General features: G+C 63.8%; 11 protein-coding genes and 1 pseudogene. 1 reads left to right on the top strand and 11 read right to left on the bottom strand.

Annotation, left to right across the window (positions count from 1 at the left end; all coding sequences use genetic code 11):
• Positions 1-15 precede the first annotated feature (15 nt).
• The 9 genes and pseudogenes from IR187_RS05320 to IR187_RS05285 all read right to left on the bottom strand — a co-directional run bounded on the left by IR187_RS05320 (position 16) and on the right by IR187_RS05285 (position 9,060).
• Entirely contained in the window at positions 16-219 is a 204-nt protein-coding gene (locus IR187_RS05320; protein ID WP_194953766.1) for a hypothetical protein, read from the bottom strand.
• Positions 216-470, bottom strand: a complete 255-nt coding sequence (locus tag IR187_RS05315) for a DUF2442 domain-containing protein (RefSeq protein ID WP_194953670.1) — start codon at positions 468-470, stop codon at positions 216-218. Before IR187_RS05315 ends, IR187_RS05320 begins: the two co-directional genes overlap by 4 nt.
• Positions 454-696, bottom strand: coding sequence for a DUF4160 domain-containing protein (locus tag IR187_RS05310; RefSeq protein WP_194953669.1), 243 nt, complete (start codon positions 694-696; stop codon positions 454-456). The genes IR187_RS05315 and IR187_RS05310 overlap by 17 nt, the downstream gene beginning before the upstream one ends.
• A 90-nt stretch (positions 697-786) precedes the next feature.
• Positions 787-1,851 carry a ribonucleotide-diphosphate reductase subunit beta gene (locus tag IR187_RS05305; protein WP_194953668.1) on the bottom strand — a complete coding sequence of 355 codons (1,065 nt, stop codon included), beginning with the start codon at positions 1,849-1,851 and terminating at the stop codon, positions 787-789.
• Positions 1,852-2,214 carry a hypothetical protein gene (locus IR187_RS05300; RefSeq protein WP_194953667.1) on the bottom strand — a complete coding sequence of 121 codons (363 nt, stop codon included), beginning with the start codon at positions 2,212-2,214 and terminating at the stop codon, positions 1,852-1,854.
• The gene (locus IR187_RS05295) at positions 2,205-4,157 is read right to left on the bottom strand and encodes a ribonucleoside-diphosphate reductase subunit alpha (RefSeq protein WP_194953666.1); all 1,953 of its coding nucleotides are present in this window, start codon (positions 4,155-4,157) and stop codon (positions 2,205-2,207) included. The genes IR187_RS05300 and IR187_RS05295 overlap by 10 nt, the downstream gene beginning before the upstream one ends.
• A gap of 753 nt (positions 4,158-4,910) precedes the next feature.
• Positions 4,911-6,149: an EAL domain-containing protein gene (locus tag IR187_RS17080; RefSeq protein ID WP_324187649.1), complete on the bottom strand. Its 1,239-nt coding sequence runs from the start codon at positions 6,147-6,149 to the stop codon at positions 4,911-4,913.
• A 270-nt stretch (positions 6,150-6,419) separates the two neighbouring features.
• Positions 6,420-7,160 (bottom strand): annotated as a pseudogene (locus tag IR187_RS17075) (CHASE2 domain-containing protein); the annotation flags it as partial.
• A 157-nt stretch (positions 7,161-7,317) separates the two neighbouring features.
• Positions 7,318-9,060 (bottom strand): acyl-CoA dehydrogenase, encoded by a 1,743-nt coding sequence (locus IR187_RS05285; protein WP_194953664.1) that lies wholly within the window; start codon positions 9,058-9,060, stop codon positions 7,318-7,320.
• A 51-nt stretch (positions 9,061-9,111) separates the two neighbouring features.
• On the opposite strand from IR187_RS05285, the gene IR187_RS05280 reads away from it, so the two are divergent.
• Positions 9,112-10,059 (top strand): L-threonylcarbamoyladenylate synthase, encoded by a 948-nt coding sequence (locus IR187_RS05280; protein ID WP_194953663.1) that lies wholly within the window; start codon positions 9,112-9,114, stop codon positions 10,057-10,059.
• A gap of 104 nt (positions 10,060-10,163) precedes the next feature.
• Here the strand turns inward: IR187_RS05280 and IR187_RS05275 are convergent, their stop codons facing one another.
• Together IR187_RS05275 and IR187_RS05270 are read right to left on the bottom strand one after the other, a co-directional pair.
• A complete protein-coding gene (locus tag IR187_RS05275; protein ID WP_194953662.1) occupies positions 10,164-11,066 on the bottom strand; it encodes a DMT family transporter in 903 nt (300 codons plus the stop codon).
• 203 nt (positions 11,067-11,269) lie between these two features.
• A complete protein-coding gene (locus IR187_RS05270; protein WP_194953661.1) occupies positions 11,270-12,049 on the bottom strand; it encodes an SDR family NAD(P)-dependent oxidoreductase in 780 nt (259 codons plus the stop codon).
• Positions 12,050-12,053 lie beyond the last annotated feature (4 nt).

The raw sequence follows: 12,053 nt of genomic DNA, 5'->3' as shown, positions 1-12,053 counted from the left end.
TGCACCGGGTAGATTTCACCATTTCCCGCCCGCGGCGTCGATGGCTTTGAGCAGCGCCTTTTTGCTGCTGGTGCGGTTTTTTCCTGCTTTACGCGGCAGTTCCGGATTGCCGAGCGCGGCGCGGCGCGCGGCGAGGTCGGATGAAAAGCGGGCGAAGTCGATGCGCGGCCCCGTCCAGTCGGGCGCCAGTTCAGGCTTTGAGCGCTGCGATGCTGTCATGCGGCTTCTTTCCGGTTGCGGGTCTGGTCGCCGCGGCCTGCGATCAGGCCGGCGATGGAGATGTCTTCGTCGATGTCTTCCCAATGCAGGCCGGCGCGGCTGAGCGATACCGCTTCGCGTTGGGCGGGGGTGGCGTGGAGGAGGCGCGGGAACCAGGCGAGTGGAATGCCGAGGGTGCGGCCGTCCTCCAGATCCACCCAGAAACTGTCGTCGTCAAAACGAACGGCGATGGGTTCAGGAGAAATGCTCATTCCACGCCCTTTCAATCTGGTTGCGCCGCTCCAGGATCACGTTGCTCAAAAGCCGCAGCGTGTGGGGCGAGAAGCCGCGGTTATAGGCGACATTGACGTCAGGCCATAGCCAGAATTTGGCGGTGTCGCGGCCGCGGGTCACATGGACATGCACGGGCTCGCGCGGATCGCCCTCGTCCGAATAGAAATGGAAGCGATAGCCGTTCCAGTCGAAGACTTTGGGCAATGTGCTTTCCTTCCTGCCCACCCCGCTGCGCCCCGGATCAGGTCCGGGGCTCGCTGCCGCTCCCGCTTGCGGGATGGGGTTGTGCTTGGCTTACTCCGCGGCAATCCCCGCTTTGGCGAACATGTCCTCGCCGTCACTTTCGGCGACCGGGGCCGCGGCGCCGTCGTCGTTTGCCTTGGCCTTCTTGCGGTTGTCGAAGCTGGACCACACGGTGTTCCAGTCGCCGCGCGTCGCGCCCTTGCTGTACTCGGTGGCGCGGGTTTCGAAGAAGTTGGCGTGCTCGACGCCGTTCAGGAGCGGGGCGAGCCACGGGAGCGGGTGTTCGTCGATCATGTAGATCGGCTGGAACCCCAGCTGGCCCAGGCGCCAGTCGGCGATGTAGCGGATGTAGCGCTTGATCTCCTTGGGCGTCATGCCGGGGACCGCGCCCTGTTCGAACGCCAGGTCGATGAACGCATCCTCGAGCCGCACCGTTTTCTGGCAGGTGTCGATGATGTCTTCCTTCACCGCCTTGGTCAGGCAGCCGCGTTCCTTGGTGAAGGTGTGGAACAGCTTGATGATGCCTTCGCAATGCAGGCTTTCGTCGCGGATCGACCAGCTGACGATCTGGCCCATGCCCTTCATCTTGTTGAAGCGCGGGAAGTTCATCAGCATCGCGAAGCTGGCGAAGAGCTGAAGCCCCTCGGTAAAGCCGCCGAACATCGCGAGGGTGCGCGCGATATCCTCGTCATTCTCGACCCCGAAGGTGCCCATATAGTCGTGCTTGGCGCGCATCTCGTCATATTCGAGGAACATGCCATATTCGCTTTCGGGCATGCCGATCGTGTCGAGCAGGTGGCTGTACGCCGCGATATGGACGGTCTCCATGTTGCTGAACGCGGTCAGCATCATCTTGATTTCGGTCGGCTTGAACACGCTGCCGTATTTTTCGTGGTAGCAATCCTGCACCTCGATATCGGCCTGGGTGAAGAAGCGGAAAATCTGGGTGAGCAGGTTGCGTTCATGGTCGCTGATCTTTTGCGCCCAGTCGCGGCAATCCTCGCCCAGCGGCACTTCCTCGGGCACCCAGTGGATCTGCTGCTGGCGCTTCCAGAAATCGAACGCCCAGGGATATTCAAAGGGCTTGTAGGTCTTGCGGGCTTCTAGAAGGGGCATCTACTTACTCCACTGCGTCGTTCGGGCGCGCTTGCGCCGAAAGTGATGAATCCAAGACCAGGCCACCGCGACGACAACGATCGTCGGCATCGACCATAGCCAGACAAATAAACCTATTTCGACTGTGCCCCCGGAAAGCAGATCGGGGCTGCAGTTATATTTCTTCACCAACCCTGTGAGCCGACGACCTGAGTGATCGCAATCGCCCGGCCATACGGCCGATACCATCAGCGCGATGCCGATCACGAGATAGGCCAGCGTGGCGCCCATCAGTGTCCAGAACTTTCCCGCGCCGAGTGCCTCATGGCTTTCCCGCAATTGCGTGATGCCAAAAGTGTCGGCGAGGAAACTCTTTACTGACAAGCCAGACACTCGTCATAATCGGTGGTCTGCAGCTCGAACTTCGGCGCTTCGGGCGTGTTGTCGGCTTCGACCCCGCCTGCGAAACCGGCGCGCTGGACCGATTTCGAGCGGAGATAATAGAGCGATTTGATGCCGAGTTCCCACGCGCGATAGTGGAGCATCAGCAGGTCCCATTTCTCGACGTCCGCCGGGATGAACAGGTTCAGGCTCGCGGCCTGGTCGATGTACGGCGTGCGGTCGGCGGCGAGTTCGAGCAGCCAGCGCTGGTCGATCTCGAAGCTGGTCTTGAAGCAGTCCTTTTCGTCCTGCGTCAGGAAGTCGAGGTGCTGGACGCTGCCGCCGCGTTCAAGGATCGAGTTCCACACCGCATCGCTGTTCTTCGCCTTGTCGACGAGCAGCGCTTCCAGATGCGGGTTGCGGATCGAGAAGCTGCCCGAAAGCGTCTTGTGCGTGTAGATGTTCGCCGGGATCGGCTCGATGCACGCGCTGGTCCCGCCGCAGATGATGCTGATCGACGCGGTCGGCGCGATCGCCATCTTGCAGCTGAAACGCTCCATCACCCCCTGATCGGCGGCGTCGGGGCAGGGGCCGCGTTCGTTGGCGAGCAGCATCGACGCCGCGTCGACCTGCGCACGGATATGCTTGAAGATGCGGAGGTTCGACGATTTCGCCATCGCCCCCTCGAACGGCAGGCCGCGCGCCTGCAGGAAGCTGTGGAAGCCCATGACGCCGAGGCCGACCGAGCGTTCGCGGCTGGCGCTATATTTGGCGCGCGCCATTTCGGGCGGGGCGCGGTCGATATAGTCCTGCAGGACATTATCGAGCATGCGCATCACATCCTCGATGAAACGCTTGTCGCCGTTCCACTCGTCCCAGGTTTCGAGGTTGAGGCTCGAGAGGCAGCAGACCGCGGTGCGATCGTTGCCGAGATGGTCGCGGCCGGTGGGCAGGGTGATTTCGGAGCAGAGGTTCGACGTGGTGACCTTCAGCCCCAGGTCGCGGTGATGCTTGGGCATCATGCGGTTCACCTGGTCGATGAAGATGATGTAGGGCTCGCCGGTCGCGAGGCGCGTTTCGACGAGCTTCTGGAACAGCGAGCGTGCGTCGACGGTGCCGCGGACGCTGTTGTCCTTGGGCGAACGGAGGTCGAATTCCTTGCCGTCGCGAACGGCCTCCATGAACTCGTCGGTGATCAGCACGCCGTGGTGGAGGTTGAGCGCCTTGCGGTTGAAGTCGCCCGACGGTTTGCGGACCTCGAGGAACTCCTCGATCTCGGGGTGCGAGATGTCGAGATAGCAGGCGGCCGAGCCGCGGCGCAGGCTGCCCTGCGAGATCGCGAGAGTGAGCGAGTCCATCACGCGGACGAAGGGAATGATGCCGCTGGTCTTGCCGTTGAGGCCGACGGGCTCGCCGATGCCGCGCACCGCGCCCCAATAGGTACCGATGCCGCCGCCGCGGCTGGCGAGCCAGACATTCTCGTTCCACGTGCCGACGATCCCCTCGAGGCTGTCGTCGACCGAATTGAGATAGCAGCTGATCGGCAGGCCGCGGCCGGTGCCGCCGTTCGACAGCACGGGGGTCGCGGGCATGAACCAGAGCTTCGAGATATAGTCGTAGAGCCGCTGGGCGTGGTCCTGATCGTCGGCATAGGCGTCGGCAACGCGCGCGAAGAGATCCTGGTACGATTCGCCGGGGAGGAGGTAACGGTCCTCGAGCGTTTCCTTGCCGAAATCGGTGAGCAGCGCGTCGCGGCTTTTGTCGGTGACGATGGCGAAGCGGCGCGCGTGGACCTTGGGCTCGCTGCCGTCGTTGAGCTTGGCCGCGGGAGCTTCCGCGGGCGGCGATTCGCCCTTCGATTCGCTCGCCGTCGGCGCGTCATTCTTCGTCAGTTCCACCGTCGCCACGTCGCTCGTCTCCACCCGTTCCGTCTCGCGAAAATCCATTGCACTCGCCCCTGTTTGCCATTGCGCCGCGGCGCACATGTTCTTGTCTTGTTCGACTCGGGACGAAGCCCCGATCCTAGCATTCAAATCGTCCGAGCGGGCACTTATTTTGGCCGCACGAAGCAGTTTTCCGCGCCCATGTCGTCGGGGCGACGGAAATCCGCCATTTTCGGCCAAACACTAATTCTAGGGGTGCCCCCTCGGTCTACCCACCATCTATAGTGCCACGTCGGCGCGACGATGCAAGACGGTAAATGACAGATTAGGGACTCGGTTCGTCGATAATTTGATTCGGCTCGTCGCTGCCGGGACGGCGTGTATCGCCGGATCGCCAGTGTTTCCGCGCGATTGCGCGCGGGAGGCGTGGGCCACAGCGATCGGAAGAAAATTTGCCGCCGCGCAGCGACCGGCAGCGCGCGGGTCGATCACACCGCGCGGCGGAGACCACCACAGGTTGCAGCGATGGGGGCGTCGGGGGCGTCGTGCGGCGATACCGACCGTCGGCCGGAGTGCGGATCGCAGACAAAAAGAAAGGGCTCCGGCATCGCCGAAGCCCTCTCTTATTGAAAACTGATGTTCCTACTCAGGCCTGACCGCCAGCACTGTCCGTACCGGTGCCGCCCAGGAATCGCCAAAACCAACCCATGACTTGTCTCCTGTTCACACTGCCCACGAGGAACAGTTAACGGAGCATATACCATCTTTGGTAAGGTAAATCGAGTCTTAACCATAGCAACGCTGCCATTCTGGCAGCTATGCGGTGCGGTTTTGCGGGGGCGCCGACAGCATGGCGGCGAGTTCGGTAAATAATTGCGGTTTGCCAAGGTGATAGCCTTGGCCGACGTCGCAACCGAGTTCGCCGAGCAGCGCAACGGTGGCCGCGTCTTCGATCCCTTCGGCTACGGCAACAGCGCCCAGACGATGTGCCAGGTCGATGGTAGATTTGACGATTTCCAGGTTCCGCTGCGAATCGCGCATGGTCATGACGAATCGTTTGTCGATCTTGATCTCGTCGGCCTCGATCTCGGTCAGATATTCGAGGTTCGACTGTCCCGTGCCATAATCGTCGATCGACAGCCGGATGCCGGTGCGGCGAAGCTGCGCGAGCGTCTGGCGTGCCTGGCGGCTGTTTTCGATCTGCGCCGTTTCAGTAATCTCGATCGTCAGCGCGTCGGGCGGCAAATGATGCGCCGAGAGCATGACGCGAATCGTGCCGACGAGGTCGCTATGGTCGAGCAGCGCCGCCGACAGGTTGACCGACATGTTGATGCGGTGGCCGCGTTCGTGCAGCTGCGCCGCCGAACGGATCGCCTGGTCCATGACAAACAAGGTGAGGCGATAGATATCCTGGCTCTTTTCGGCCTGGACGATGAACTCGTCGGGGGGAATCGGGCCGCGCGTCGGGTGCGTCCAGCGCGCCAGCGCCTCGACCCCGACCAGCTGGCCGGTCGCGAGCGCAAATTGCGGCTGGAACGCGACCCAGATGTCGCCGCCGGTCAGCGCATCTTCGAGCTGCGAATGGAAGGAAAGCTGCCAGCCGGCGTCGTCCTTTTGCCGCGGGACATATTTTGTCCACAGCGCGCGGGTGCGGATCGCGCGTTCGGCGGCGACGAGCGCAGCGGCAAGACGCTGCGCATTCGACCCTTCGAATTCGTCGTTGACCCCGAAGGCGATCGCGACGTCGATCCGCAATTCCCCGATCGTCAGCGGGGCGTTGAACAGCGCCGCAAGTCCGGCAAGCTGGCCCTCGATCTGGCTGTGTTGGTAATAGGGGACGAGCCAGGCGAAGGTGCCGTCCAGATCATGATGCAGCGCCGTCCCTTGCGCCGCGAGCTGGAGTCGGCGCGTCACCTGTTCGACCAGCTTGCCGATCCCGTCTCCCGGGATGAAGGCGGCGAGATCTTCAAAATTGACGACCTTTGCCGCCACAACGGTGGCGCTACCGAACGGGGGCTGGTTCCGTAGCGCTTCGAAATTGGGTAGGCCCGACACAGGGTTCTCGCGCTGTGCCGAGTTACGACGGCGGCTGCGAGATACGTTAGCAGCGATCGCCGCAGTATAGACGAGTGCAGCACCTATCCATGAGGTAACAAGCATTGTTCCAAGGATTATTTTGCCGCCGATGAGAATGGCGGTTGTAGCGAGTGCAATCGTAACGAACGCCTGCTGAAAACGCGGTCGCAGAGCCAAACTCATTGCTGCGACGGCAAAGACAAAAGGAGGGATCCAACCAATGTCCAATGGGCTGCCACGCTTGAGCGTTTCAGCGGCCACGACGTGAAGAAAACCGCCCGGAATTCGATTGTGCCCCGGCAAGTAGAAGTAGTCCTGAAAGCTGGGTGCGGTTGGAGCGAAGATCACGTCCTTGCCAGCCAATTCGGACTTGGCGACCTGTCCTGACAGCACATCAGCCGCACTATAAGTCGGAATTGTCCGAGTGTCGTAGGTAAGATCTAGGCGAAAGCTCTTCGGCGTATCGCTATACTGGTCAGCTATGATGGCTGCGAACGACGGGAGCAACTGCCCGTCGGCACGATAAGCGATGGGAGCGCTCCATACCTGCCAGAACTCGCTTTCGATCGCGATGCTCGCGAGGCGGACGTCCGGGCCGAATTGCTTGCTGGGGAAGGTAGAAATCTTCTCGTCGCTTCCGGGTACTTGTCGCGTTGAAACCGCCAGCACCGCACGGCTTCCCATATCATTCACCGCGTTTGCAAACACGGGGAAATCTCGATCCGACTCTCGACGGTCAAAGTAGAAGTCTATCAGCAAGCGTTTGGCGCCTGCTTGGTTCACGGCATTGACGACGCTCGCATATTGGGTCATCGAAAAGTTGCGATTTGGCGACTGCGCCATCGTCCGTTCGTCAAGCGCAACCACCACTATCTCGCCGGTGACCGGTCGGGTCGCTAAGCGACCAACCAAGGCATCGAGAACGCGATCGGCAACTTCGCCTGCTGACGAGACGCCGACAGCAAGCGCCACCAACAGCGATAGCGCCATGGTTCGCCAACTGATTATCAAGCCTCCGACCGGAATGGGCACGCACGTCTCCAGCAATTGCTGGTCGTGCTTAGTGTCAGATGGTTATCATCGCGTTAATCATGAACAAATTCTTGCTGCCCTCGACAGGCCGAAAAGCCGCCTAAATCCTCCGGTGTCAGGCGAATTTCGGCAGTGGTTCGAGCGCAGCGTCCCCCGCCAGTGCCGACGCGGCGAGGCCGGTTGCCGCGGGGACAATCTGTTGCAGGTAGAACCGCGTCGAGGCGATCTTGGTTTCGAGGAAGGCGCGGTCGCCGCTGCCCGCATCGAGCGCGGCGCGCGCGGCCTGGTGCTCGATCGCCATCAGCCAGCCGCAGGTCGCGGTCGCGAGCATGGTCAGATAGGGGTAGCTGCCTGCCAGCCGGTCGGCGGTGTTCGCGCCGACCATCCAGTCGGTGACCGCGCGGCACGCATCGACAAGCTGCTGGAGTTCGGGGAAATCGGCGGCGCCGTGCGCGATGTCGTCGATCAGGCCGCGGACAAGGTCGCCGCCCGCCATGCCGAGCTTGCGGCCCACAAGGTCCGCCGCCTGGATGCCGTTGGTGCCTTCATAGATCGGCGCGATGCGCGCGTCGCGATAATGCTGCGCGGCGCCGGTTTCCTCGATGAAACCCATGCCGCCATGAACCTGAATGCCCAGGCTCGCGACCTCGCAGCCGATGTCCGTCGCGTGCGCCTTGACCAGCGGGATCAAGATTTCGGCGCGCATCGCGGCGGCTTCGTCGCCGAGCTTGCCGAAATCGATCTGCGCCGCCGCGTAATAGGTCAGCGCGCGCGCCGCTTCGGTTTGCGCGCGCATCCGCCACAGCATCCGGCGGACGTCGGGGTGCCGGTCGATCGTTACCGGGGTACGGTCGGGCGAGCCTGCGAGCGCCGACTGGACGCGTTCGGCGGCGAAGCGCTGCGCTTGCTGCGTCGCGCGTTCGGCGATCTGGACACCCTGACAACCGACCATCAGGCGTGCGTTGTTCATCATCACGAACATGGCGCGCATCCCGCCCATTTCCGCACCGACGATTTCGCCGAGGCAATCCTCGCCCTCGCCATAGACCATGACGGCGGTGGGCGAGCCGTGGATACCGAGCTTGTGCTCGATCGAAGCGCAATGGACGCCGTTGCTGATCGTTGGATTGCCCGCTGCGTCGAGGCGATATTTGGGGACGAGGAAGAGCGAAATGCCGCGCGTCCCCTCGGGCGCGCCGGGGGTGCGCGCGAGGACGAGGTGGACGATATTGTCGGTGAGGTCATGCTCGCCGAAGGTGATGAAGATTTTCTGGCCCTTGACCCTGTAGAGTCCGGCATTCGGACCGTCGGTGACCTTCTCCGCGGTCGAGCGCAGCGCGCCGACGTCGCTGCCCGCGGCGGGTTCGGTCAGGTTCATCGTGCCGTTCCATTCGCCCGACACCAGCTTGGGGAGCCACGTCTGCCGCTGCGCCTCGGTGCCATAGGCCATCAGCGCGTGGATCGCGCCGGGGGTCAGGATGTTGCACAGGGTAAAGCCCATGTCCGCGCTGCCGAGCGCTTCGATCACCACGGTGGCGAGCGTGAAGGGCAGGCCTTGCCCGCCATATTCTTCGGGGCCGTCGATGCTGCCCCAGCCGGCGTCGACGAACGCCTGATAGGCTTCCTTGAAGCCCGGGGGCATGGTGACCTTGCCGTCTTCCCACTTGGGGTTCTGAACATCGCCGACGCGGTTGAGCGGCGCATAGACCTCGGCGGCGAACTCGCCGATGCCATTGACGATCGCCTCGACCATGTCGGGGGTCGCGGCGGCGAACCGCTCGTGCTGCGCCATCGCGTCGATGCGCGCGATATGATCGAGGACGAAGAGCTGTTCGGTGGTGGGCGGCGTGTAGGTCATGGGCTAAGTACTTTGCTGGTGAATATCGTTGCGCGGGCGCTATAGCGCGGCATGGCCGAAGGCTCCAAGTCCACATTTGTTCGCGCGTTCGATAGCGCAGCCACCGCCGAGGCGGCGGTGCTGATCGCGGCCGGGCAGCCGGTCGCGGTGCCGACCGAGACGGTGTACGGGCTGGCGGCGGACGCGCGAAACCCGCAAGCGGTGGCGCGCATCTATGCGGCGAAGGGGCGGCCCGATTTCAACCCGCTGATTGTGCATGTGGCGAACCTGGCGGCGGCCGAGCAACTGGGGGTGTTCGGCGCGGTCGAACGCGCGCTGGCGGTGCGCTTCTGGCCTGGGCCGCTGACCTTGGTGGTGCCGCGCAGCGCGGACTGCCCGGTGGCGAGCATCGCGACCGCGGGGCTGGGTACGATCGCGCTGCGGGTGCCGGGGCATCGCGCGATGCAGGCCTTGCTGACCGCGACCGGCGCCCCGCTCGCGGCGCCGAGCGCCAATGCGAGCGGTGGCGTGAGCCCGACAAGGGCAAGCCATGTGCTGGCGACGCTGGACGGTCGGATCGCGCTGGTGATCGACGATGGGCCGACGATGGCGGGGGTGGAATCGACGATTGTGCGGGTACGGGACGGCGCGGTGGAGGTGCTGCGACCGGGGCCGGTGACTGCCGATATGCTAGCCGACGCGACCGGGCTGCCGGTGATGGGCGTGACGGGATCGGAGATCGTCGCGCCGGGGATGCTGGCGAGCCATTATGCGCCGGGCAAGCCGGTGCGACTGGGCGCGGTGGATTTTGCGGATGACGAGTTCGGGATCGGATTTGGCGCTCTTGCGGGTGACTATAGCCTGAGCGAAGCGGGCGATTTGACCGAAGCGGCGGCGCGCCTGTTCGATGCGCTGCACGCCGGGGCGGCGAGCGTGAAGACGCGAATTGCCGTAGCGGCGATTCCGGCCGATGGATTGGGTGCGGCGATCAACGATCGGCTTGCGCGCGCTGCGGTTTAAATCCCCCTCCCGCTTGCGGGAGGGGTTAGGGGAGGGCCTGTTTCGGCAACTCTCGCCGTGAGATGCCCTCCCCCGACCCCTCCCACAAATGGGCGGGGAGAAGATTACGCCGCCGCTGGCTCGATCGGGTCGAGCTGCGGCGTCTTGCGCGCCACGATCAGGCAGCCGATCACGATCAACGCCGCGCCGGCGATCGTCGGCCAGGTCACCGCTTCGTCGAAGAACATCCAGCCGAACAGCATCGCCCACAGGAAACCGGTATATTCGGTGGTCGCCAGGATTTGCGCCTCGGCGCGGGCGTAGGCCCAGCTGAGCAGCAGCAGCGAGGTGACCGCGAGGAAGGCGGCGCCGACGATTGGCAACACCTGGCCGCTGCCCGGAACCGCGAGGAACCAGGGAGCGCCAAGCGCCAGGATCAGCGCGACAAAGCCGTTCTGGAAAAAGGCGATCTCCATCGGTTCGGCCATCTTGGCCTGCCGCCGCGCGAGGATGAGGTTATAGGCGTAAAGCAGCGCCGAGCCGACGACCGCGCCGACCGCCCACAAGGCTTCGGGCGCATAATCGCCCCGGCCAAGCTTGCCCGCGACGATGACGAATACTCCGGCAAGACCGAGGGCCGACGCGATGATCGAGCGTGGGCCGATCTTCTCGCCAAGGAAAATGGCGGCCATGTAGAGGGTGACGAGCGGGGCGATGAAGGCGATGGCGATCGCCTCCGCCATCGGCAGCCGCGCGAGCGCCCAGAAAAAGCTGACCGCCATGCCCGCGACGAACAGCGAGCGGATCGCGTGGATGCGCAGCGTCGTCCGATCGGGCATCGCAGGGCGGCTGGCGAAATAAATGGCGCCGCTGAGAATCGTTCCCGCGCCGGTGCGCCACAGCACCGCGTTATAGGCGCCGATGTCGATCGACAGCCCCTTCATCAGCACGTCCATCGCCGAAAAGGTCGCGATGCCCGCGCAGGCGATCAGGAAGGGGATGACGGGCGAGGGCGAATCGGGGCGCATGGGAGGGGCTGTACCTTGCCTTCTCCCCTTGGGGGAGAAGGATATGGAGCCTTACCGCGAAGCGGTTAGGCGAAGTTGGATGAGGGTGAGCGAAGCGGGGCTTCGCGCGAGCCGTTGGCTCGCATACCCCTCACCCAGCTTCGACTAGGCAGCGAGCTGCCAAGTCTTCGCAACCCTCTCCCTCAAGGGGAGAGGGGTTGGCCCTACCGAAATGTCGCTTGCCCCGCGCCGTCGATATTGAGCTTTTGCCCCGAACAATAGCTGTTCGCGTCGCTGACGAACCATACGACCGCGGCGGCGACGTCGGCGGGGACGGCGACGCGGCCGAAGGGCATTTTTCCGGCGAGGTGGTGGATGTCGTCGTTGCCGGTGATGGCCCGCGAGAGTTTTTCGCCCATGTCGCTGACGGTGAGCGCGGGGGCGACGATGTTGACGCGCACGCCGTTTGCCAATTCCTCCTTGGCGAGCGTCAGGGCAAAGGCTTCGCCCGCCGCCTTGGCCATCGTGTAGGGAGCGCCGTTCGGCGAGTTCACATAGGTCGCGATGCTGGAAATGATGATGATGTCGCTGCGCGCATGGGTGCGCAGTTGCGGCAGCGCGAGGCGCGACAGGCGGTGCGGGCCACCGGCGTGGACGGCGAAGAGTTTGTCGACTTCTTCGGGGCTGGTGTCGGCGACCGACCGGCCGCGGCTGGCGATGCCGGCGTTGTTGACCAAAATCGACATCGGTCCGAAATCGGCTTCGACCGCGGCGACCATCGCGGCGCAGGCGGCTTCGTCGGTGACCGACGCCTGATAGGCTTTTGCCTTGCCGCCCAAGGCGGTGATCGCGGCGACGGTTTCGACGGCCTCCTGTTCGCCGCGGGTATAATTGACCGCGACGTCGGCACCCGCTTCGGCCAGCCCAATCGCGATGCCGCGCCCGATCCCGCGCGAGGCGCCGGTCACGAGCGCGACGCGCCCTGCCAGGTTCATGTCGGCCATGTCG

It is taken from the genome of Sphingopyxis solisilvae, from assembly GCF_015475875.1.
GTDB lineage: Bacteria > Pseudomonadota > Alphaproteobacteria > Sphingomonadales > Sphingomonadaceae > Sphingopyxis > Sphingopyxis solisilvae.
This window is presented reverse-complemented; position numbering and strand designations above follow the sequence as displayed.